Origin of the sequence: Halomicrococcus gelatinilyticus (assembly GCA_024227995.1) — an archaeon.
Taxonomy (GTDB): domain Archaea; phylum Halobacteriota; class Halobacteria; order Halobacteriales; family Haladaptataceae; genus Halomicrococcus; species Halomicrococcus gelatinilyticus.
The window spans coordinates 1,424,498-1,447,274 of the sequence record CP100465.1; the positions used below are offsets into that span (position 1 = coordinate 1,424,498).

Annotated in this window: 21 protein-coding genes; 10 read left to right on the forward strand and 11 right to left on the reverse strand. The window is 68.6% G+C overall.

Translation table 11 applies throughout. The features are described from left to right. The first annotated feature begins 1 nt into the window (after position 1). On the forward strand, positions 2-1,102 hold the full coding sequence (locus tag NKT36_RS07620; protein WP_327053359.1) for a S1C family serine protease: 1,101 nt from the start codon (positions 2-4) through the stop codon (positions 1,100-1,102). Between the two features lie 171 nt (positions 1,103-1,273). Then, positions 1,274-1,408, forward strand: coding sequence for a DUF7503 family protein (locus NKT36_RS07625; protein ID WP_327053360.1), 135 nt, complete (start codon positions 1,274-1,276; stop codon positions 1,406-1,408). Here NKT36_RS07625 and NKT36_RS07630 read toward each other — a convergent pair whose 3' ends face one another. From NKT36_RS07630 to serB, 3 genes are all read right to left on the reverse strand, one after another. Further along, entirely contained in the window at positions 1,409-3,487 is a 2,079-nt protein-coding gene (locus tag NKT36_RS07630; RefSeq protein WP_327053361.1) for a hypothetical protein, read from the reverse strand. Positions 3,488-3,492: 5 nt separating this feature from the next. After that, a complete protein-coding gene (locus NKT36_RS07635) occupies positions 3,493-4,191 on the reverse strand; it encodes a DUF7504 family protein (protein ID WP_327053362.1) in 699 nt (232 codons plus the stop codon). Positions 4,192-4,377: 186 nt separating this feature from the next. Continuing rightward, on the reverse strand, positions 4,378-5,013 hold the full coding sequence (serB, locus tag NKT36_RS07640) for a phosphoserine phosphatase SerB (RefSeq protein ID WP_407652209.1): 636 nt from the start codon (positions 5,011-5,013) through the stop codon (positions 4,378-4,380). 249 nt (positions 5,014-5,262) lie between these two features. On the opposite strand from serB, the gene NKT36_RS07645 reads away from it, so the two are divergent. Together NKT36_RS07645 and serA are read left to right on the forward strand one after the other, a co-directional pair. After that, entirely contained in the window at positions 5,263-5,898 is a 636-nt protein-coding gene (locus NKT36_RS07645) for a hypothetical protein (RefSeq protein ID WP_327053363.1), read from the forward strand. Positions 5,899-6,311: 413 nt separating this feature from the next. Beyond that, positions 6,312-7,895 (forward strand): phosphoglycerate dehydrogenase, encoded by a 1,584-nt coding sequence (serA, locus tag NKT36_RS07650; protein WP_327053364.1) that lies wholly within the window; start codon positions 6,312-6,314, stop codon positions 7,893-7,895. A gap of 62 nt (positions 7,896-7,957) precedes the next feature. On the opposite strand, the gene NKT36_RS07655 is transcribed toward serA, so the two are convergent. Beyond that, positions 7,958-8,590, reverse strand: a complete 633-nt coding sequence (locus NKT36_RS07655) for an SWIM zinc finger family protein (RefSeq protein WP_327053365.1) — start codon at positions 8,588-8,590, stop codon at positions 7,958-7,960. Positions 8,591-8,908: 318 nt separating this feature from the next. Between NKT36_RS07655 and NKT36_RS07660 the strand changes: the two genes are divergently transcribed. Continuing rightward, positions 8,909-9,112: a DUF7472 family protein gene (locus NKT36_RS07660; protein WP_327053366.1), complete on the forward strand. Its 204-nt coding sequence runs from the start codon at positions 8,909-8,911 to the stop codon at positions 9,110-9,112. Here the strand turns inward: NKT36_RS07660 and NKT36_RS07665 are convergent. Beyond that, complete coding sequence (locus NKT36_RS07665) at positions 9,109-10,164, reverse strand: DNA primase large subunit PriL (RefSeq protein ID WP_327053367.1); 1,056 nt, start codon at positions 10,162-10,164, stop codon at positions 9,109-9,111. The two genes, NKT36_RS07660 and NKT36_RS07665, sit on opposite strands and share 4 nt — an antisense overlap. 134 nt (positions 10,165-10,298) lie before the next feature. Here NKT36_RS07665 and NKT36_RS07670 point away from each other — a divergent pair, with 134 nt between their 5' ends. Then, entirely contained in the window at positions 10,299-10,886 is a 588-nt protein-coding gene (locus NKT36_RS07670; RefSeq protein ID WP_327053368.1) for a DUF7474 family protein, read from the forward strand. A 125-nt stretch (positions 10,887-11,011) separates the two neighbouring features. Here the strand turns inward: NKT36_RS07670 and NKT36_RS07675 are convergent, their stop codons facing one another. Next, on the reverse strand, positions 11,012-11,755 hold the full coding sequence (locus tag NKT36_RS07675) for a DNA polymerase sliding clamp (RefSeq protein ID WP_327050459.1): 744 nt from the start codon (positions 11,753-11,755) through the stop codon (positions 11,012-11,014). Positions 11,756-12,265: 510 nt separating this feature from the next. Here NKT36_RS07675 and NKT36_RS07680 point away from each other — a divergent pair. The 3 genes from NKT36_RS07680 to NKT36_RS07690 all read left to right on the forward strand — a co-directional run bounded on the left by NKT36_RS07680 (position 12,266) and on the right by NKT36_RS07690 (position 15,920). Next, positions 12,266-12,742 (forward strand): NAD-binding protein, encoded by a 477-nt coding sequence (locus NKT36_RS07680; RefSeq protein ID WP_327050460.1) that lies wholly within the window; start codon positions 12,266-12,268, stop codon positions 12,740-12,742. Then, complete coding sequence (locus tag NKT36_RS07685) at positions 12,742-14,898, forward strand: amino acid permease (protein ID WP_327050461.1); 2,157 nt, start codon at positions 12,742-12,744, stop codon at positions 14,896-14,898. The genes NKT36_RS07680 and NKT36_RS07685 overlap by 1 nt, the downstream gene beginning before the upstream one ends. A 263-nt stretch (positions 14,899-15,161) precedes the next feature. Next, on the forward strand, positions 15,162-15,920 hold the full coding sequence (locus NKT36_RS07690; RefSeq protein ID WP_327050462.1) for a 23S rRNA (uridine(2552)-2'-O)-methyltransferase: 759 nt from the start codon (positions 15,162-15,164) through the stop codon (positions 15,918-15,920). A gap of 27 nt (positions 15,921-15,947) precedes the next feature. On the opposite strand, the gene NKT36_RS07695 is transcribed toward NKT36_RS07690, so the two are convergent. From NKT36_RS07695 to NKT36_RS07710, 4 genes are all read right to left on the reverse strand, one after another. Next, on the reverse strand, positions 15,948-16,151 hold the full coding sequence (locus NKT36_RS07695) for a hypothetical protein (protein WP_327050463.1): 204 nt from the start codon (positions 16,149-16,151) through the stop codon (positions 15,948-15,950). 82 nt (positions 16,152-16,233) lie between these two features. Next, positions 16,234-16,950, reverse strand: coding sequence for a queuosine precursor transporter (locus NKT36_RS07700; protein ID WP_327050464.1), 717 nt, complete (start codon positions 16,948-16,950; stop codon positions 16,234-16,236). Further along, entirely contained in the window at positions 16,943-17,116 is a 174-nt protein-coding gene (locus tag NKT36_RS07705) for a ribbon-helix-helix domain-containing protein (RefSeq protein WP_113274720.1), read from the reverse strand. The genes NKT36_RS07700 and NKT36_RS07705 overlap by 8 nt, the downstream gene beginning before the upstream one ends. 112 nt (positions 17,117-17,228) lie before the next feature. Beyond that, positions 17,229-20,264 carry a twin-arginine translocase subunit TatC gene (locus NKT36_RS07710; RefSeq protein WP_327050465.1) on the reverse strand — a complete coding sequence of 1,012 codons (3,036 nt, stop codon included), beginning with the start codon at positions 20,262-20,264 and terminating at the stop codon, positions 17,229-17,231. A 93-nt stretch (positions 20,265-20,357) separates the two neighbouring features. On the opposite strand from NKT36_RS07710, the gene tatC reads away from it, so the two are divergent. Further along, positions 20,358-21,215, forward strand: coding sequence for a twin-arginine translocase subunit TatC (tatC, locus tag NKT36_RS07715; protein ID WP_327050466.1), 858 nt, complete (start codon positions 20,358-20,360; stop codon positions 21,213-21,215). A 257-nt stretch (positions 21,216-21,472) separates the two neighbouring features. Here the strand turns inward: tatC and larE are convergent, their stop codons facing one another. Continuing rightward, entirely contained in the window at positions 21,473-22,348 is an 876-nt protein-coding gene (larE, locus tag NKT36_RS07720; RefSeq protein WP_327050467.1) for an ATP-dependent sacrificial sulfur transferase LarE, read from the reverse strand. Between the last annotated feature and the right edge of the window lie 429 nt (positions 22,349-22,777).

The following is a 22,777-nucleotide window of genomic DNA, read 5'->3' on the forward strand; positions in this document are numbered from 1 at the left end:
GATGCAAAATCGACTCGTCACGCTGCTCGTGGTCGCGCTGGTGACCGCGAGCGTGGGAGCAGTGGCGACGGCCACGTCGACGAACCAGCAGAGCCAGCAACAGCAGGAGCGCTGCGACTTCGAGGGGTTGTACGACCGGAGTATCGACTCGGTCGTCTCGGTGCGCGTCGCCACGCAGGACGGCCAGTTCGGACAGGGGTCGGGGTTCCTCTACAGACAGAGCCTGATCGTCACGAACCAGCACGTCGTAGCCAACACGTCGAGCGTGGAGGTTCAGTTCGACCGCGGCGAGTGGCGGACGGCGCGCGTCGTCGGGAGCGACCCCTACAGCGACCTCGCCGTGCTCCGCGTCCAGAACGTGCCGGGGTACGCCGAACCGCTGCCGCTGGCCGAGCAGCGCGCCGAACCCGGCGAACCGGTCGCCGCCCTGGGAAGCCCGCTCGGTCTCCAGGGGTCAATCACCCAGGGGGTCGTCAGCGGCCTCAACCGCACGATCCCGAGTCAGCGCGGGTTCTCGATTCCTGACGGCGTCCAGACCGACGCCCCGATCAACCCGGGTAACAGCGGCGGACCGCTGGTGAACTGCGCGGGGCGCGTGGTCGGGGTCAACACCGCCGGCATCCAGGGTGGCGAGAACCTCGGGTTCGCCATTCCGACGGAGGTCATCCGCCGGGTCGTCCCCTCGCTCGTCCAGAACGGGAGCTACAGTCACGCTTTCCTCGGCATCTCCTCGCTAGAGGTGTCGCCCATCGTCGCGCAGGCGAACGACCTGCAGCGCGCCCAGGGCGTGCTCGTCGTCAATACGCTACCGAACGGCCCCGCCGGCGGCGTGCTACAGGGGAGCCAGCAGACGCAGATGGGCGACGGCACACGGGTCCCGGTCGGCGGCGACGTCATCGTCAGCGTCGAGGGGACGCCAGTGCAGTCCGGCGAGGACCTCTCGAGCGTCCTCGCGGAGCGGCGACCGGGTGACACGGTGTCGATGACCATCGTCCGCGACGGGGAGCGCCAGACGGTTCGGGTGACGCTCGGCGAGCGACCGCCGCCGAACGCGACAGCGACGACGGGTGCTCGGGACCTGCCGGTCGAGGCGGCGCGCTGACGGGGACCGACCGCGGGACCCCGTCGAAACACCGGTCGTCTACCGCGAAGCGCGTTCTCTCCGGGGCCCCAGCCCTTTGCGAGATTCCCCGCCGCGATTGTATTTATGTTTGATTGTGAAACAATATTAAGTTAAATATAATCTATTGCGAATAGAAATTCGGATCGGATCATGACCCGAAACGAACTCGCGGAACGACTGGCGGAGCACCCCCGACTGATCGGCGCGCTGTTCACGGCGATGCTGCTGCTGGCTAGCTGGGGAATGGCAGCGGCGAACAATTACGCGGCGACGAACGGAACGTAATCAGACATCTGATGGCGTGAGAGCATCCGACCAGCGGAGTTCCCCGTCAACCTCTACCGGAAAGACTCCGTCGTCAAGGAACTCCTCGAACTCACTCCGGTCGAGGACGACCTCGTCGAGAGCACCGGAGCTGATGTACTGAACGTCCGACTCGTAGTACGTCAACGTCATCATGGAACCTAGTCCGTACTTCCCCGTCGGGTACGCGATCGGCTGTAGTTCGAACTTGTCGGATTCCAGGCGACGAACTTTCGTATACACCACCAGCCCACTCTCGTTCTGCACCAGCGTCAGGCCGCCGTCGCCGATGGTGCCGTAGCGGAAGCCGGTGAGGACCTGGTCGCGGGCGATGGCGAGCGCGACGCGGAGCGAGAAGCCGTAGTTCAGCAAACGGGCCAGCGGTCGGCCGAGCTTCGTCGCGATGCAATTGGCGACGTCCGAGAGGGTGACGACGCCACCGAAACTGCCGGCGTCGACCAGCGCCTCGCCCTGCTCGTACGATCGGCAGGCGTTCAGCAGGAACGCCTCGACGCCGACCGATTCGAGCGTCCCGGCGTCGAGGTGGCCGTCGGCGCAGTGGATGCCCTCGTCGTCGACGTGGCCGATGTAGTGGAGGAAGTTCGCGGGAGTCTCCAGCAGGTCGCGGAGTTCGGCGACCGAACAGTCGTAGTGGACGTCGACGTCGAACGAGAGCATGTCGCGGTCGCCGTAGTGGTCGGCGACGACGTCCTCGTCACGCATCTGCTCGTCGTTGCAGACGACGTGGACCGAGATGTCGGTCGAGTCGCTGTTGTCGCGCTGGAGTCGACGTCGTCGCGCGTCCGGCGTCGTCTTGTTGGCTCCGAGCGGATAGCCGTCGCCGACCCAGGCGTGCTCGACGGTGTCGACGGCGGTCGGCTGGAACACGTCGTCGAGGTCGGCTTCGATGACGTCGGTGTCGTCCGTGCTTCGGGTGAACTCGGCCGGGTCGGTGCGGAGGAACTCGGCCTGGGCGTCCAGCGTCGGTTCGACGGACGCCTCCGTCGGGGAGGGCGGACAGCGCACGAGCGCGAGGTCGTCCGCGACGAACGGGAGGACGCCGACGTGTTCCGGCCGCGGCATCACGTGCGTCGTCAGGTTCCACTCGGGGACGTAGTCTGCGACGGTCGCGTACGGTACGCCGAGGTAGGCGACCAGGCGCTCGGCGGGCGAGGCGTCGTACAGCGCAGCGAAGTCGAGGTCGAGGTGGGGTTCGACCTGCCGTCGTTCGTGGAGGTCCACCTCGTAGTGGCCCTCGGTCCGGGTCAGGCAGTCGAGGAAGAACGTCTGCCGGAGCACCCGGTGGACGGCGTCCTCGTACTCCGCCAGCGGGTACTCGAAGCCGTCGGCGACGATGCGGGGCGAATCGCCGGGGACGACGGCCGCGCCGAGGTAGTAGGCCAGCGGCGCGGCCGGGTAGACGTACTCGTACTCGGGCGGGACGACGAGTTCGATGCCCGTATCGGGCCGTGCGAGGCCGTCGGGCACCTCGAAGGCGTCGCCGCGCTCGACGAGCGGCGGATGGCCGCGGTGCGTCGGGAACGCGCGTTCGGGACTCGTCGTCTTCAGCGCGGACCCGAACAGCGACATCGCCCGCAGCACGTCCGTCGGGTCGTCGGTCACCGTGACGGTGCCCGCCGGCCGGTCGTGGAACGACCGCGCACCGACGCGGACGGTCGACGGGGCGTCGAAGGAGACGACGACCGCGTCGTCCGTATGCTCGAAGGCGAGTCTGCTCTCGACCGCGAGGTAGAGCTTCATCGGTGCGGTGGTGAGTTCGAGCAGGTAGTCGTCCACCGGGAGAGCAAGGTCGGTCCGGTCGGTGTTGTCCGCGACGAGCGACCCGTCCCGGCGGCGGACGAACACGTTGCCGAGTTTCGGGATCTCGATCCGTCGCGCCTCGACGCCGACGGCGTGGTCGACCGGAAAGTAGAACGCGTCGGGGTCGGCCGGCGTCGGATCGACCGGCGTCCCGGTGTACAGCGCGAACCGCGCGCTCTCGACGGGGTCGACGACCTCGATCCCGTTCCGGTCGGGATGCGAGACGAACGTTGGCTGCATGGCTGTCACAACCCCGTCCAGACGGTCGTCAGGTCGTGTCGCGGGACGTGCCAGCGCTGCTCTGGCGGGGTCTGTCCCCGCTTGCGGAGTTCGATGCGCGCGTCGAACAGCGGCGAGAGGTCACGGACGACGTCGTGGTCGTCCGGGAACGGGAGGCGGACGTGCCCCATGCCGCCGACGCCGTGGACCAGCGCGACGACCGCCCGCAGGAACCGCACCACCGCCGGCCGTCCGTTCGCCGCGAGGAGATAGTCGAGCGCGGCCACGCCGACCCGCAGCTCGGCCGGGTCGAGGCCGTCGGTGGCGTCGTCGAAGAACCCGACGGCCTGGACGAGTTCCTGCCGCAGGCGACCGAGGTCGCTCTGGTCGGCGTCCCGGGACGGGAGTTCGACGCCCGTCGCGCGGTCCGGTATCTCACGTCGCTTCGCCTCGGGGTCGACGATCCACACGTCGGGGTCGTCCCGTGCGACGCCGACCGGGAGACAGTGGTCGACGTGCTCGACGGTGGCACCGGTGAACGCCAGCACGCGCTTGCGGTCGCAGGCCGGGTCGCCGAGCAGGCGCCGCGTCGCCAGCCCCGAAACCGGTCCGGAGACGTCGCCGGTGACGAGGAGCGTGCACCCTCGCTGCTTCAGTCGTCGCAGCACCGAATCGATGTCCCGCAACGACTCCTCGCTACGGAACGTGGCCTCCAGGAGCGACATTCTCATCGTATCAACTATTGATAGTAATAAAATTTTTTCGGGTGAGAAAATAACCGTGATGCCGACCACGTAGCGGCGAAGCGGCCGGAATGGCCGAAGTGGCCAGAGTGGGCGGAGCAGTCGGAGCGGCCGGAGCAGCCAGAGTGGCCGAAGTGGCCAGAGTGGGCGGAGCAGTCGGAGCGCCGCTCAGATGGCGTTCCGCTCGGCGAGCACGTCGTGGAGTTCGGTCATGTCCGAGACGACGACGTCGCAGGCCGGTTCCACCGCCGGCTTGGGTTCGAAGCCGACCGAGAGCCCGGCGACCTCGAGCATCGGCAGGTCGTTCGCGCCGTCGCCGACCGCGACGGTGTTCACGACGTCTGCGCCCTGCTCGTCGGCGAGTCGTTCCAGCGCGTCGTCCTTCGTCCCCTCGATGAGCGGTCCCTCGACGTCGCCGGTCAGCGCCGCCCCGTCGTCCGGCAGTCGGTTCGCGACTATCTCGTCCACCGCGACGCTTTCGCGCTCCAGCGCCGCCTGCACGCCGGTCTCGAACCCGCCGGTGAGGATGGCGACGTAGGTCCCCTTCTCCGCGAGCGCGTCGATGACGTCGGCCGCGCCGGGCCGCAGCGCCACCTCGGAGTAGGCGTCCGCCGCCGACTCCAGCGAGAGGCCGTCGAGCAGCGCGGCGCGGTCGCGCAGGCTCCTCGCGTAGCTGATCTCGTCGTTCATCGCCCGCTCGGTGATGTCGGCCATCTCGTCGGCGACGTCCATGCGCTCGCCGAGCAGGACCGTCATCTCTGACTCGGAGAGCGTACCGTCGAAGTCGAACGCGACTACCTTCATTCGGTTCGAGCGTTTCGTCGCCGACAGGTTAAATGGGCGTGTTCGCGGCAGATGTCCGGCAGTCTGTGTCCGCCCCGGACACGTCACCGACCGTCCCGACGGACGTTCCTCTCGGCCGCACGACCCGTCGGTCGTTCGAACGAGCGTCACGTTCGAGGACTGTCAGAAACAGCGCCGTCAGGGCGTACTTTGCCGATATCCGTCGTATCCGTGCGAAGGTATAAGGTGGTACTGGTCACCAGTTCGCATATGTCGGACGCAAGTGACACGCCACAGACGGGGGACGACCAGCAAGCAGTCGCGGGCGAGACGGTCGCCGCCCAGGGTGGGAGGCCGCAGGCGGAATCCATCTCGGACATCGTCGCCCGGCCGACGGTCAAAGAGCAGGTGAAGCTCCTCACGGCGGCGTTCGCCGTCGTCGGCGGCGGTATCGGCCTGGCGGTCGTCCTCCTGGGCGTCCTCGGCAAACCGCCGTTGCTCACGGAGGACCTGGCCAAACAGACCGGCGAGAACGGCGAACTCGCCGCCTCGCTCGGCACGTCGTTCGTCAACCTCACGGCGGCCCTCGCCATCTACACCTCGCCGGTCGTCGCGGCCGTGACGGCGCTCGGCGCCGGGGCGTACACTGGACTCACCCTCGACGGTTCGGACAAGACGGCGTGGGTGACGGCGGGCCTCGGCTCGCTGGCCGGCACCGTCGCGCTCGTCGTCCTGACCGCCGTGCTCGCGTCGTCACAGATGAAGACCACCAGCGACTTCGGGATGAACTACACCTGGTTCGGCACGAACGTCCAGTTCACGCCGCTCGTCGTCGACGCCGTCGCGGTGGGCGGCGCCGTCGCGTTCGTCGGCGCCGCGAGCGCCTACCTCGTCCGGAGAGCGTAGCGTCCGGACCCGTCGAGGGTACCGTCGGTAATCCGTACTCGAAGGGGACAGCTTCCCGTCGCCGCACCGCCGTTCCGTCGTTAGCCCTGTCGTGGGTGGGATTGCTCGGCGGTACTCGTCGGTGGGACCAAGCTGTCGGTGGGGAACCCCCTCGTCAACGCGGTCCTCGTCGGAATCGCGGTCGCCGCACTCTCGGCCGCCGCCGTCTACGTGACGCGCTACGACGCCCCCGAAGCGTAACGCCCTCAGCTGCCGTCCTCCCGGTTCCACCGGGTCCGCCCGCACCCGGCGCGGGAGGCGACTGGCCCCGCTCTTCACCGCACTAAAAATTCCGTTTCCATAGTTTGTGAAAACTACTGGCAATCTTCGCAGGCAGAGAAAGGGTTAACCCGATGAATCTACCCATACCTGCTATGAAGGTACTTGTAACGGACCCCATCGCCGACGCGGGCCTCGAACGGTTCCGCGAAGCGGGTCACGAGGTCGAGACGGCCTACGACGTAGAGGGCGACGCGCTGCTGAACGCGGTCTCCGACGCCAACGCGCTGGTCGTCCGCTCGGGCACCGAGGTGACCCCCGAAGTGTTCGAGGCCGCCTCGGACCTCGTCATCGTCGGTCGCGCGGGCATCGGCGTCGACAACATCGACATCGAAGCGGCGACCGAGAACGGCGTCATCGTCGCGAACGCGCCGCAAGGCAACGTCCGAGCCGCCGCCGAACACACCGTCGCCATGGCGTTCGCCGCCGCGCGCTCCATCCCGCAGGCCCACGCGCGCCTCAAGGACGGCGAGTGGGCGAAGGGCGACTACCTCGGGACCGAGCTGAAGGGGAAGACGCTCGGCATCGTCGGCCTGGGGCGCGTCGGCCAGGAGGTCGCGCGCAAGCTCGACGGCCTCGGGATGGACCTCGTCGCCTACGACCCCTACATCAGCGAGGAGCGCGCCGCGCAGATCGGTGCGGAGCTCGTCGACCTCGGCGACTGCCTCGACCGCGCCGACTTCCTCACCGTCCACACGCCGCTGACCCCGGAGACGGAGGGGCTCATCGGGGCGGACGAGCTCGAACGCGTCGGCGGCTACCTCGTCAACTGCGCTCGCGGCGGCGTCGTCGACGAGCCCGCGCTCGCCGAGGCCGTCGAGAAGGGCGCTCTCAAGGGGGCGGCGGTGGACGTGTTCGCCGACGAACCCATCTCGCCGGACAACCCGCTGCTCGACGTCGAGGACGTGGTCGTCACGCCACACCTCGGCGCGAGCACGGAGGCGGCCCAGGAGAACGTCGCCACCAGCACGGCCGACCAGGTGCTCGCGGCGTTCCGCGAGGAGCCGGTCGTGAACGCGCTGAACGCGCCCTCGATCGACGAGAGCGCGTTCCCCCGCGTCGAGCCGTACATCGAGATCGCCGAGACCGCGGGCAAGATCGCCACCCAGCTGCTCGACGAGCGCATCGAACGCATCGAGGTGAGCTACGAGGGCGACATCAGCGAGGAGGACGTCGAACTCGTCACGGCCAGCGCCCAGAAGGGCGTCTTCGAGCCGCTGGAGTGGCAGGTCAACGCCGTCAACGCGCCCCAGATCGCCGACGAGCGCGGCGTCGAGGTGACCGAGAGCAAGACCCGGCAGGCCGCCGACTTCCAGAGCCTCGTCGCGGTCACCGTCGCCGGGACGGACGAGGAGATCACCGTCGAGGGGACGCTGTTCGCGGGCGAGGACCCGCGCATCGTCCGCATCGACGGCTACCGCGTCGACGCCATCCCGCACGGCCACATGCTGGTCGCGCGCAACCGCGACGAACCCGGCGTCATCGGCTTCGTCGGGACCGTGCTGGGCGAGCACGGCGTCAACATCGCGGGCATGTTCAACGCCCGAGAGGCCCACGGCGGCGAGGCGCTGTCGGTGTACAACCTCGACGACGCGCTCACCGACGAGGCGAAGCGGGCGCTGGAGACGGACGAGCGGATGATGGAAGTCCGGGACATCGAACTGAACGGCACCGCGTAATCGCGACCGACCGGCGTCGCACGCCGTTCGAACCGGTTTCTCACGCGCTTTCGAACCGCTCGTTAGCGGTAGCGCCGCTCCAGCCGCGAGATGGGGAACGAGTAGGGCCGCAGGTGGTGGGGTCGCACCTCGTCGGCTGCCATGCCGCTCGGGAGCGGGTACAGCGCCTCGACGACCGGATCGTCGTCGGGGTAGCGCTCGTTCTTCGGGTACTCCGCGACGGTGCAGTCGTGGCCGGGCACCTGGACCTCGTCGGCCCGCCGGTCGGTGGTGCGGACGACGACCAGCAGGTCGTCCGATTCGGCGTCCACGACCGTCTCGCCGGGCGCCAGTTCGCAGTGCTCGCAGCAGTACGGGCCGTCGTCGCGCTCGTCGACGAAGAGGGTGGTGTCACAGACCGTACAGTCGACGGCCATCTCGCCCGGCGGCGGGACGCGACCCTCGTCGACCTCGATGGCGACCCGGCGGAGGTGCTTGCACCGGGTGCCGCGGTACATGTGGTCCGGGCAGGTGCAACGGCTACCGGGCAGGTCGACGAAGTACGTGTGGCCGCTCTCGCTGTCGACCTCGTAGACGCCGCCGCCGATCGGCGTGACGGCCATCCGCTCCGCTCTGGCGCGCCGGGAGCGCGCGTCCAGGTCGTCGGTCCGCCGCGGGGCGAGCGATGCTTTCCTGGAGGTGGTTGTTTTCGGCATGGGTGGTCCTCCTGTGGGGCGTCCCGGGCGGCGAAACGAGCGGCGTTCGCCACGCCGGACGTCGGTTCCACGTACCGATACGTAGGTGCCGGAGACGCCTAAGACTTTCACCGCCAGACGAGCTCTCGCGGCCGTTACCGGGCGGTAACGGCGCATCGAAGGACGGTAACGGCGGCGTGAACCGACCGACCGACGGACGCGGCGGGGCGCGGCGGCGCTTCCGGGGCGACGTCGGTCGTCGTTCGGCAACGGCGTCTCGCCGTCGAGCGTCGGCTACGAAACGCAGTGTTTTTGAGACCACCGCGGGAACGGACGTCCATGAACGTCGAGGGCGAGACGCTCCGCGATATCGTCGTATCCGTCGGTGCTGTCGGGTTCTTCATCGTCGGCACGCTGGTCGTCGGGTCGCAGTTCGACAGCGGCGGCCTGACCGAACAGGGAGCGCTCGCGCTCGTCGCCGTCATCGTGGCCTTCATCCTGCTGATGACCGTCCTCGGCTACTGGCTGGCGAACCAGCACTAGCGCTCGCGCCAGTCGGTCACGTCGCCGCTCTCCGCCAGCGCGTCCTCGTAGTAGGCCATCGGGTGCGTTATCGTCTCGCAGCGACCGTCCTTCTCCACGCAGTCGCCGTACGCCGCCATCGTCGCACAGCTCGGCGGCGCGTACTGCGCGCTACCGTCGTCCGCCAGGCGCTCGACGCGGTAGCGCAGGCGATCGGCCAGCGACGGGGAGTCGACCTCGCAGAACGACAGCACGTCGTCGGCGTCGAGGCCGATGCCGGTCAGGAACGCGACCAGCGAGAACCACGAGTGCGACGGGAGCCGGTCGTCGCCGCGCGCCCGCTCGACGAGCGCCTGCATGCACGGGGGGAACAGCGACGGCGCGAGCGTGTCGATGTCGTGTGAGAAGTCGGCGTCCGTGAACGACGACTCGAGTTCGTCCACCTCCGCGGCGAGGCCAGCGGCGAGTTCCTCCGGCACGTCGAGCGGGAGGTCGGAAGCGACGCGGCGCTCGACGGCCTCGCGCAGCAGTTCGTGCAGTTCCGCCTCCGAGACGGTGACCCGACCGTCGGCGAGGCGGCGCGACGCGAGCCGCCACTCGTAGGCCGGCAGGTCGGCGGCCAGCGAGAGGTAGGTGCCGACCGCGACGGCGTAGCTCTCGCGTCGCCGCTCGACGTCGTCGCCGAGGTCGAAGTCGGCGAGTAGCGCGTCGAGCGAGATGGTCTCGCGGGTCCGGTCGTCCTGGTGGTCGAAGTCGTAGGTGAACGTGTCGTACGCCGTGTCGGCCTCCGCGCGGGCGTACTTGTCGACCGCGCCGGGGGCGTCGAGCAGCGAGACGAGCAGGCGCGCGACGGGGTAGGAGAGCAGTTCGGCGCTCGTCCCCCAGCGGCGGCCGTCCTCGGGCGGGCGGACCGTGCCGTCCATCAGCGCGCGGCGCACGCGCTCGACCGCGCGCTCGACGGCGGGGTGGCGGTCGCCCTCGCGCGAGACGACGGCCGCGACGTCCACGTCCGCCTCCCTGACCGCCTCGCGTGCAGCCGACAGGAACGGGTACCGGGCGTGGAGCGCGTTCATGCTTTCCCGTTCCGGACCGGTCCCCGATAAACGCGACGGTCCCGGGTAACGGGCGATTTCCCTTCGGAAACGCGCCGTTTCCCTCGTCGGCGCGAACCCAATCGGTTATTACCGGGGCGTTCGAACGCCGGTCCGTGCCACGCTTCGAGTACCCCTGTCCGGACTGCCGGACCACGACGAACCTCCACGGCCCGGACTGCCGGTTCGACGGGGAACCCTGGGCCGACATCGAGAAGGCCTACGTCGACGTCGTCGCCACCCTCTCGGGGGACGCCCGGACCGAGCGGGAGATACGGGACGACGTTCACGGCAACTGGGACGCGCTCCACGAGGCGGCGCTCGACCGCCTCCAGCACGAGCAGCGCGTGGTCGAGACGGACGGGGCGCTCCGACTGCTCTCCGCGGAGGAGTTCCGCGAGACCGTCTCGGAGCCGACCATCGAGCCGATGCAGACCATCTACGAGAAGGGGAGCGTCCCCGGCTGTCACGACAACGCCGTCTTCGCCATGGTCGCCTGGTACGAGATGGTCGGCCTCTCGTGGGAGGAGACGCGAGAGAACGTCGTCGAGTGGCTCCACGACAGTGGGACGTGGGCGCGCGGCGGCTTCGAGGAGTCCTCGCCCGGGGAGCTGGTCGACAACAAGCGCCACGTCTACGAGACGGGCTACGGCTGGAAGGAGAAGGCCGAGGCGGCGAAGTCGGTCATCGACCGGAACCTCTGAGAACGGCGGCGCTGGGGGCGGTTCTGACGAGGCGAAATGCGCGATAGAACGGTCGACGGAGCGCAGCGACCGCTCGCGGGCCGGGAGACGGTGAAGAGAGGGGAGTTCGCGAGAGCCCGGACGTCTCAGTCGCTCTGGATGCGCGGCGCGAGCATGTAGGAGACCTCGCCGAGCCCCTCGGCGGTCTCGAAGTGGAGCTTGACGGGGAACTCCTCGCCGAGTTCGACGGAGACCTCGCCGTCGTTCGGGATGGCCTTGTTCATGTCCTTCAGGTAGTCGAGGCTGAACAGGGAGTGGGCGGGACCGGCGGTGAGGTCGATGAGGTCCTCGCGAGTGAGTTCGAGGTGGACGTCGTCGGTGTCGCCCTCCGCGTCGACGTAGAAGAGCTCGTCGCCCTCGTCGACGCCGAGCGCGATGTGGTCGGAGACCATGTCGGCGGCGGTGACGGCGCGGTCGATGTCGGCACCCTCGATGACGACGTTCGCGGGGAGGTCGAGGTCCGGGATGTCGGGTTCCTGGCGGATGGAGTCGGGGTCGATGAGCGCGAGCGTGTACTCCAGGCCGTCGATCTGGATGTGGAGCTTGCGGGTCTCCTCGTCGAGTTCCATCTCGACGAGTTGGTCGGCGTTGGCCATGCCCGCGATGCTGTCGAGCCGGTCGAGGTTGACGCCGATGACGCCCCCGTCGGCCTCGTAGGACTCGAACGCTTCGGCGGCGAGTTCGAGGTCGACCATCCCGACGTTGGCCGGGTCGACGGCCTTGATGGAGAGGCCGTCCTCCTCGAGGTGGATCTTGCACTCGTCCACCAGCACGCTCACGGAGTCGATGGTCGTCCGGAGCGTGTCGGCACTCACGATAGCCTTGAACATGTTGATGAGGGCTACGAAACCCCGCCATAAAAAGTCCCCGTTCGCGCGCGCGTCGCGTACGAGGACACCAGTTTCGCGGTCGGCAGCGATGTTTCGCGGTCGGCAGCGATTTCGGAGGCTGGGCGACGGGCGGAGAGCGTACCGTGAGGAGCGGGAGACGGCCGCGTACACCGCGACGACGGCACACGGCGGCGAGCGAAGCGTGTGAACGCCCGCGCTGGGCCACCCGGGGAGGTGAACGGCAACCATCGCTCCTCTCGGCCTGTCGAGACGACCGGCCGGACGGGCTCGCCACACACCGCCGGACTGTACTCCGAAGAAACGATACACGCACCGGCACAGCAACCACCACCATTCAATTTCCGAGGATATTTTACCATCCTCGGAACTTTGCCCCGAATTTAATTTGAAATCTTCCGATTTTACCGGGCGGCTTATGTTCCCAGGGAGAGTACTGGTGGTAGCCACCGGTCGTCGCCCTCGGAGGGGTGGCTCGGGGCCATACCAGATATGACCCAGGAAACACTCGTTCTCGGGGGCGGGCCGATCGGCCTCGAGTTCGCGACCGAGCTAGCGGCACAGAACCAGCCAGTCGCCATCGTCGACGGAGAGCCGACGGTGAGTCGCGCACGCGAGGCTGGCCTGACTGCCCACGAGTCGACACTCGAGACCGCCACGTTACCCGCCGACCGTTCGGCGTCGACCGTCGTCGTCGCGACGGCCTCCGACGCACGGAATCTGTTGCTCGCGACGGCCGCCCGGCGCGCGTCCGACGCCGACAGGGTGGTCGCCCTCGTCAACGACCCCGACAGGCGGGCAGCCTTCGACGACGCCGGCATCGAGACGGTCTGCGTCTCGCGGACCGTCGCCCGTGCGACGGCCGACTCCGTTGCCGTCGAGGAATCTGCAGACTCCGTCGCCGTCACGGAATCGACGCTCACGGACCGAGCGGCCGAGGCCGACGAGCGGGCGAGGATCGAAGAATAATGGCGAAAGGACTCGAACGCGACCTCGGACTCGCGAGCGTCGTCGCCATCAGTATCGGTGCCATGGTCGGGAGCGGCATCTTCATCCTGCCCGCGCTGGCCGTCGGCATCGCCGGTCCAGCGGTCGTCCTCGCGTATCTCGTCGCCGGCGTCCTCGTCCTCCCCGCGGCACTCTCCCAGGCGGAGATGGCGACGGCCATGCCGGAATCGGGGGGCTCGTACGTCTACATCGAGCGCGGGATGGGTCCGCTGCTCGGCACCGTCGCCGGGGTCGGGACGTGGTTCTTGCTGTCGTTCAAGGGCGGCCTCGCGCTCGTCGGCGGCGTGCCGTACATCTTCTTGCTCGTGTCGGTGCCCGACTCGTGGATACTGCCGCTGACGCTCGGCCTGGCCGCCGCCCTGGTGCTCGTCAACCTGGTCGGTGCCAAACTCACCGGGCGGCTCCAGGTGGGCATCGTCGCCGTCATGCTCGCGGCGATGGTCTGGTTCGTCACGAGCGGCACCGCCGACGTGAGAGGCGCCAGCTTCGCCGGGTTCTTCCGCGAGGGGCCGGGCGGCCTCCTCGCCGCCACGGGACTCGTGTTCGTCTCGTACGCGGGCGTCACGCAGGTCGCCAGCGTCGCCGAGGAGATCGAGAACCCCGACCGGAACATCCCGCTGGGCATCCTCGGGTCGCTCGCGTTCACGACCATGCTGTACGTCCTGATCGTCGCGGTCATGGTCGGCGTCGCCGACCTCTCGACCGTCGGCGACACGCTCACGCCGATGGCGGACGTCGCCGCGATCACGCTCGGCCCGGCCGGCGTCGCTGCGGTCGTCGTCGCGGCCGTCCTCGCGCTGGTCTCGACGGCCAACGCGGGCATCCTCTCGTCCTCGCGCTACCCGTTCGCGATGGCGCGGGACCGACTCGCACCCGCGAGGCTGGGGGCCGTCCACGACGGACTCGGGACCCCCGCGACCGCCATCTCGCTCACCGGTGCCGTCCTGTTCGCGCTCATCGCGTTCGTCCCGATCATGGAGATCGCGAAGCTCGCGAGCGCGTTCCAGCTCCTCGTGTTCGTGCTCATCAACGCCGCCGTCGTCGCGTTCCGCGAGGGCCACGCCGAGTACGAGCCGAGCTTCCGGTCGCCGCTCTACCCGTGGATGCAGGCCTTCGGCGTCGTGACGGGGCTGGCCCTGCTGACACAGATGGGAACCGTCCCGCTGGTCGGCGCCGTCGTCATCAGCGCCGCCGGGGGGGCGTGGTACTTCACGTACGCCCGCCAGCGGGTCGAACGCGAGGGGGCAGTCGTCGAGGAAGTCCGCCGACGCATCGGCGAAGACCTCGTCGGAGATACCCGTGCGGCGCTGTCCCAGCCCGGCTACGAGGTGCTCGTCGGCGTCGACGAACAGACCACCACGGAGCGCGCACGGGCGCTGGTGCGCGTCGCCGCCGACGTCGCGCGGGCACACGACGGCGGCGTCTCCGTCGTCCGCTTCGACGTCGAACCCGACCAGGTACCGCTCGAGTACGCCGCCGAAGTGCAGTCCCCTGGTGACGAGGCCTTCGAGGCGTTCACCGAACGACTGGCCGCCGAGGTCGACGTCCCGATCAGTTTCGGGGAGGTCGTCAGCCACGACGCCGCCCACGCGGTCGTCAACGTCGCCGACGGGCACGACGCCGACCTCGTCCTGCTCCCCGAGGACGACGCCAGCTTCGACGGGGGACTCCTTCGGTGCGGAGTGGAGTGGGTCCGCAAGCACGCCCCGTGTGACGTCGGGACGCTGTCCGACGGCGACGTCGACGACGTGGCAGACATCCGCGTCGTCACCGGCCGCGGGCCGTACGACCCGGTCAAACTGGCGCTGGGCGACGCGCTCGCCGTCGGCAACGAGGCACGCATGCACCTGGAGTACCGCATCGGCCGCCGCACGACCGACCGGCGCGCGGACGCCATCGACGTCTACCAGGGCGACATCCGTGACGTCGTCGCGAGCTCCGGGACGACCGTGGTCGCGCGTCCCGACGGCGGCCGCGTCGCTGCTCCCGACCTCACCCTCGTGAGCCCCGGCGACCCGCTCGACCGCGACCGGCCGGAGCCGGTGCTCACGGTCCACGTCCACGACCGGAACAGGCCGGGTCGCCTGCGACGGCTGCTGGAACGCCTGACGTTCTGACCGCCGGTGCTCTCGTATCGCCGTCGCAGCCCGCGTTTCGAGCGCCGTTTCCCTGGCGTCCGGAACCGGACTGGTGCCGTTCGTCGGGTCGCCGTTTCGAGCCGGTCGAGACGAAGCCGGAGCGACGCCGGCGAGCGAGCGGCGAGCGCGGTTCGGCTGCTATCCGATGTGCCTTTCCGGGTCGACCACGTTCCACTCGATATGAACGCACGTTCGTCGGTCGTTCCCGCGTGGAACACGTCACGGAACCGGGTGAGGGACGCATGACGGGGCGAGACCACTACTACAACAAGTCGAAACAGGAGGGGTACCGCTCCCGGGCGGCGTACAAGCTCCAGCAGCTGGACGACGCCGTCGACCTCCTCCACGACGGCGCGACGGTGGTGGACCTCGGGGCGGCCCCCGGCGGCTGGCTCCAGGTCGCCGCCGAACGCGTCGGCGACGAGGGCACCGTCGTCGGCGTCGACCTCCAGCGCATCGACCCGCTCGACGGCGTCGAGACCGTCAAGGGCGACATGACCGACGAGGAGACCCGCGAGGCGGTCACCGAACTCGTCGGCGACGCCGACGTGGTGCTGTCGGACATGGCGCCGAACATGACCGGCGAGTACAACGTCGACCACGCGCGGTCGGTCCACCTCGCGCGGCTGGCGTTCGAGACGGCGCTCGACGTGCTCGACTCCGGCGGCGACTTCGTCGTGAAGGTGTTCCAGGGCCAGGACCTCGACGACTTCCGCGACGACGTCGAGGCGGAGTTCGAGTACGTCCGCACGATGAGCCCGGACGCCTCCCGCCAGGAGTCCTCCGAGGTGTACCTCGTCGCCCGCGGTCGGCTCACCGCGCCGGTCCGCGAGGGCGACCGCCTGGAGGTCACCATCGAGGGCGTCGGCAGCGAGGGCGACGGCGTCGCGAAGGTCGAGGAGTACACGCTGTTCGTCCCCGGCGCCGAGGAGGGCGAGACGGTCGAGATCCGCGTCGACGAGGTCAAGCCCCGGTTCGGCTTCGCCGAGCGCCTCGACTGACCCGCTCGTTCTCCCCGGCACCCGTTCTCACCGCGATAGCCAGCAGTACGTCTGCACGCTACCGAACAGAACAGCGAGCGCCGCGTTCTCGACGAGCAGTAGCGTGCTGTCCGGACTGGTCGTCCGTATCGCGACCGCGAAGACGCCGAAGGCAGTGGCGAGCACGAGGTTGTACCTGGCGAGCGCCGACCAGCACGACTGGTCGAGTTCGACGAGCCCGTCGCTACCCATTGCGGTGCTGCGGTGAGGAGCGGCAAGGAAGCGACGGCGGCCGAGAAGGGAATCAGTCCGCGGCCCGCGGTCGACGGCGGTCTCAGTCGGCCGCTCGCGGTCGGACGGCGCCGTGGCCCTGCGAACGCAGGTAGCCGACGACGGCGTAGACGAACGGCGTGTCGACGACGGCGATGAGCAGCTTCAGGATGTACTGGCCGACGACGAGCGAGAGGATGACCTCGTTCTTCAGTTCCGGCCCGATGCCGGCGTAGGTCGGCAGGAGGTAGAAGCCGATGCCGACGAAGATGACGGTGTCGATGGCCTGGCTGGTCGCCGTCGAGCCGATGTTGCGCGCCCAGAGGTGGGAGCCGTGGGTGAGCTCGCGGAGCTTGTGGAAGACGAGGACGTCCCAGTTCTGGCTCACGAGGTAGGCGGCGAGGCTGGCGACGACGATGTTCGTGCTCGCGCCGAGCACCGCGCCGAACCACTCGGGGTTCACGCTCGACCGGGCAGCGGGCGCCTCGATGGTCGACCAGACCAGCGCGAGCATGACGAAGTTCATGAAGAAGCCGACGTTGACGAGTCGCTGGGCCGGCCGGCGGCCGTACAGCTCCGCGTAGCAGTCCGACGCGAAGAACGTCAGCGCGTACGCCAGCGCCGCGCCGGGCATGACGAGGGTGCTGCCGGTCACCGGCAGCGAGTACGGGATGGAGAACGCGAGCACCTTCGACGCCGTCAGCTGTGCGGTGACGAGCGCCGTCACGAACAGCGCGACGATGGCGAGCTGGCTCGTCGCCAGTTCGCCACGGTCAGTCATCCTCGAGCCTCCCGTGGCGCTCGTCGATCTCGTCGAGGATGTCGAGCATCTTCCGGACCGACGCCCGGATGGCCTCGCTGCGGTTGACGAACTTGCCGTCCTCGCCGACGTGGTCGTCGAGGTCCGAGAGGAGCTCGTCGGGCACTTCGACGCTTATCTTGGTCATACTACGAGAATATCGGAGGGACGGCATAAACCGTTCGAACGGTCCGTCGGCGGCGCACGCACCTGAACTGGCGACGCGAGAGGCCGCGCCGGCAGCCGGGTCGCCGCGAGGGTCAGTTGGTCGTGGTCGTCGTCGTATTCGTGGTGGTCGTCGTCGTATTCGTGGTGGTCGTCGTCGCGTTGGTCGTAGTTGTCGTCGCGTTGATCGTAGTTGTCGGCGTGGTCGTCGTCGGTGTCTCAGTGGTCGTGGTAGTCGTCGGCGATGTCGTGGTGGTCGTGGTCGGCGTGCTAGTCGTCGTGGTGGTTGTTTCTGTCGTCGGCGGCGGCGTGGTGGGAGTCGTCGCCGCGGTAGCCGTCATCGCCGTCGTAGCGGCCGCTGTCGTGGCCGTGGTCGGCACGGGAGACGTGGTGCTCACGGTCGACAGCTGCGGCGTCGTGGTCGTCGTGGCGAGGACGACGCCGGGCGCGGTGGCGTTGGTCGAGTTGTTCACCGCCGGGGCGGGCGGCGACCCGGTGGTCGCCATCCCGATGGCGGTGGCGGCCACGAGGGCGACCAGCAGCAGTCCGCCGAGGACGAGCAGGACCTGGTTGCGCCGGCTCTCCAGGCTCCGCACGGCGTACGCGAACATGCCGGCGAGGAACGAGACCATCGCCACACCGGTGGCAGCGATGCCGATGGCGACGAAGGAGGAGACGCCCAGCAGGCGTTCCACGTACGGGAGCGAGGCCGGACGGACGGCCGACGGGAGCATCGGGAGGACCGTCTGGTTCAGCCACGGTCCACCGCCGGCGTAGAAGAACACCCACGCCACGCTGAAGCCGGCCACCGCGACGACCATCAACTGGGCGAACTTCGTCCGGGCCGTCCGCGTCGACCAGAGGGTGCCGAGACCGAGTCCGTAGGCGAGCGAGGCGGGAATCGCGACCAGGAACATCGTGTAGAGGCTGTCGGGCGTCACGAGGCCGGCGACCGCGAACGTGCCGACGACGAAGACCCGCCAGCGACTGCGGAAGGTGTCGTAGGAGACGATGTCGCCGCGCTCGAACAGCAGCATCGTAACCGGAACGTTGGCCAGCAGTCCGATGCCGACGGTGGTGGCGAACACCAGCCAGAAGAAGTTCTTCACGCGGTAGGCGATCTCCATGTTCGCCTGGTGGGCGTCGACGACGAGCCAGGAAATGATGTTCGGCGCGACGAACGCGTAGCCGACGAAGCTACCGGCGAACAGTCCCAGAACGAGCGCGCCACCCCAGACGAAGAACACCCGGCGGTCGCCGCTACTCGACGTGATGCCGCGCTCCTTGATGGCCGGCCAGGCGTAGTACAGGACCATCGGGAGAACGGCCACCGCCGCGATGAGCGTACTGATCTTCACCTCGAACACGAGCGCCTCGACGGGGTGGAGGGTGACGACTGGCAGCAGCGACTCGCCGTCCTGGGCCACCTGCTCGACGACGGTCTGGGGGACGCGGCTGGTGAAGTCCTCGTTGATGACGCCGATGCCGCCGCGGTAGAGCGCGACGAACACCGACGCGAGCACGAGCATGAAGACCCCGACGATGCGGAACATCTTCGAGGTGAGGCTCTGGAAGATGAAGGCGAGGTCGTAGTAGTAGCCGCCGACGTCGTCCTCGGTGGTCTCCTCCTCCGTGAACGCGTTCGCCATCCCGGCGGCCGTGCTCTGGAAGACGTTGCCGTCGTCGTCGGGCTCGGTCGCCGCCTCGCCCGCCATCGGCGCGTCCTCGTCCTCGCCGTCGGCGTCGTCGCCCGCCGTCGTGGCGGTCGCCACCTCCTCGTTCGCCTCGTCGAAGCGGTCGAGGATGGCCTGGGCCTTCTCGGGGTCGTCGTCGTCCATCGCCGCCTGGGCGTGCTGGAGCGACTGCTCCTCGGTCATGCCCGCGAAGACCTCCGGCGGGGCCGCCCTGACGCCCGCGGCGTCGAGGTCGTCCAGGCCGATCTCCGCCGGCGCGCCGGCCGACGGGGCCGCGGGGTCGTCGGCCGTCTGCGCGTCCACCGTGACCGCCCCGGTCGCGTCGTCGACCTGGGCCGCGGTCGCCTCGACCGCCTGGAAGAGGTAGTACAGGACCGCCAGCACGAGCGCGACCAGCGCCGCGCCGACGGCGACGACGAGGACGGCCGTCCCGCGAGGGAGTCCGAGCACCGCCTCCACCGGGGGCACCGTCCCCGGGCGGTACGCTCCGGGGACCATCGGGAGCAACTGCTCGTTGACGAGACCGCGTCCGCCCTGGGTGACGAAGCCGTACGCCGCCGCACCGGCGAGCAGTCCGACGCCGAGGACGGTGTTCCAGTTGCGGCGGACGGTCCCGCCGAGGCTTACCCCGCCGCTCCCGCGCCGGATGGTCACGACGAGCTTCGTGAGATAGAGGCTGAAGGCGTAGAGGATGACGAGCGGCGCAGCCCACATGAGCTGCGTGAACGGGTCCGGCGGCGAGAACATCGCGCCGAAGGCGAAGATGGCGAGGACCGCGTACCGCCACTTGTCGCGGAACGTCTCGTACTTCACGATTCCGGAGTAGCCGAGACCGCTCATGATGAGCGGCATCTCGGCGGCGATGCCGAACGACGCCGAGAGGATGATGACGAACTGGGTCCACTCGACGATGCCGTACTTCGGACTGAACCCGGCGTTGACGGCGTTCTTCGCCAGGAAGTTGAACATCAGCGGGAAGAACAGCGAGTAGCCGTAGAAGAGGCCGCCGACGAACAGGCCGACGGCGAGAACGACGAACGCGGCGATCTTCCAGTAGGACACCGAGACGTCGGGATACCAGCTCTGGTCCCGGATCGACTCGCGACCGAGGAAGAGCAGGACGGGGACGGCGAACAGCACGCCGGCGACCATCGCCACCTTCGCCTGCAACAGGACGACGTCGAACGGCGTCACCGCGATGATCTCGACCTTGTCCATCACCTCGGCGGGCATCTCCGACGTGGTGATCTCCTTGAGGAACGGCCAGACGATCGCCGACATCCCGTAGAACGTCCCGATGAACCCGACGACGAAGACGACGAACACCTTCTGGAGTTCGGTCTGCAGCGTCGAGAGCATCGCTCCGATGGTCTCTCGACCGCTGGCGACCGTCTTCGCGGTGTCCTCGTCGATGACGTTGCTCCCGGATGTCGACATGCTTCGTCGAGCATAACCGCGTGCCAGTTATCAATCTTCCCGTCTCCCAAGATGAAGAAAGCCTATAAGAACTGCTGCGCTACTGCGTGTTGAATGGGCGAAGAACCGGAGGCGACGCCCGGTAGCAACATCTCGACGTCCTCGTCGGCCGACGAGTCGCCGGAGCCGCCGGACGAGACCGAGATGTACGCGCCGGAGAACCCGGAGGACGTCATCGACGACGGTCCCGCAGAGCCGCTGCAGGACGAGGAGATGCCGCTCGCGGACCACATCGAGGAGATGATCAAGCGGCTCGCCGTCGTCCTCGTCGTCGCGGGGACGGTGAGCGTCTTCGTCTTCCCCGTCGCCGAGACCGTCATCAACTTTCTCTGGAACTCCATCCTGCCGGTCGAGGAGGCCCGCCCCAGGCTCTTCCACCCCCTGGCACTGGTGCTGACGGAGCTGAAGGTCGCCAGCCTCGCCGGCCTCGTCGTCGCGCTACCGGTGATGGTGTACGAGACGTACCTCTTCATGAAACCGGGCCTCTACCCCCACGAGCGGCGGTACTACCTGGCGGCGGTACCGACGAGCCTCGTGCTCGCGTTCGTCGGCCTCTCCTTCGCGTACTTCCTCGTCCTGCCGGCCATCTTCACCTACTTCCTCAGCTACACCCAGAGCGCCAACATCGCCATCGCGTTCGGGCTGACGAAGACGTTCAACCTCATCCTGATGATGATGGGCGTGCTCGCCGTCGTCTTCCAGATTCCGTTGCTCATCATGCTCGCCATCATGATGGGGCTGACGACCCGCCGGTGGCTCGCCGCCCGCCGCCTCTACTTCTGGGGTGGCTTCCTCGGCTTCGCGTTCCTGTTCAGCCCCGACCCGACCGGGATGGCCCCGTTCATGGTGGCGCTCACCATGGTCGGCCTGTTCGAGGGGACGCTGTTGCTGCTGAAGTGGACCGGCAGGTAGTCGTCCCGGCCTCGTTGCCCGCCGGCCGGCGGGCACAATGGACGCTTTCCTTCACTGTAACCGGCGTATAACTAAGGGGGACCGGCGCATACGTGGTAGTAGCGTTCGCGCCTGCCTTAGCTCGCGTGCCAGCAGCTACAGACCGCAGTTCGCGTGCCAGCAAACTGCCACCCTTTCGGGTGCGAACGCCATCCGATTTCCTGCTTCCGTCACGCGACCGGATAGCGACAGTCGTCCTGCGACGGAAGCGCCGCGTCCTACGTCCTCTCGGTCGGGTAGTCCGTCTCGAACACGTCCTCGACGAGGGGTTCGTCCTCGGCCGACTCCGAGTCGGGACTCACGCTGCCGGTCTGGTAGCCGTGCAGGTCGAGCGTGACGTGGTCGAACCCGACGTCGGTGAGGTGGTCGCGAGCGGCGGCGACGAACTCCTCGTCGAGCGCTCGCGACAGTTCGTCGCTGTCGACCTCGATGCGCGCGAGGCCGTCGTGGTCGCGGACGCGGAACTGCGAGAACCCCCACTGGCGAAGCATGGCCTCGGCCTGCTCGATGCGCGACAGGCGGTCGTCGGTCACGTCGAGGCCGGTCGGGATGCGCGAGGAGAGGCAGGCCATCGACGGCTTGTCCGCGACCGAGAGGTCGTAGTGCTCGGCGAGTTCGCGGACCTCGTCCTTGGTGACGTCGTGCTGGAGCAGCGGCGAGTAGGCGTCGAGTTCCTCGACCGCGCGGAGTCCCGGCCGGTGGTCGCTGCCCACGTCGTCGGCGTTCGTGCCGTCGCAGACCACGTCGATGCCGAGACGCTCGGCCGTCTCGAACATCTTCCCGAGGCGCATCGTGCGGCAGTGGTAGCAGCGGTCCTCGTCGTTGGCGACGAACGCAGGGTCGTCCAGTTCGCTGAAGGTGACCAGTTCGTGGCGGATGCCGATCTCGTCGGCGACGCGCTTGGCGTCTTCGAGTTCGGCCTCCGGCAGGGTCTCGCTCCGCGCGGTGCAGGCGACGGCGTCGTCGCCCAGCGCGTCGTGTGCGATGGCGGCGACGACGCTGGAGTCGACGCCGCCGCTGAACGCCACGAGGACGCCGTCGCGTTCGGCGAGGTCGTCTCGGACCGCGGCCAGTTTCTCCTCGACGGTCGGCATGTCCATCCGTTCCCGCCGGACGGGGAAAAGTGACTCGCGTTCGCGACCATCAGCATTTGAACGCAATTTTACGGCGACAGCGACGGACGAGAATGAGACCACCAAGAACACCTCGAAAGCCCCCGCGTGCTCGACTCCCGGGGCTCGCTGCGCTCCTCGGTCTTCGACCTGCGGTGCTTGCGTCGCCCGGGTACGTCGAGCACGCGGCCCCTTTCAGTCCCACCCGGTATCGCTTGCCCGGCCAGCCGAAACGGGTGGGACTGAAAGGGGCTGGCGGCTCCGGGAAGACGGGCGACGTCGTCGTGAGCGAAGCGAACGACGGCTCGGCGAACTCGTTCGCCGGTGTAAGCACGCGACCGGAGGGAGCGCGCGCAGCGAGCGCATCGACCGGAGCCGCCAGGGGCTTTCGAGGCCGTCACGACCGTAGTA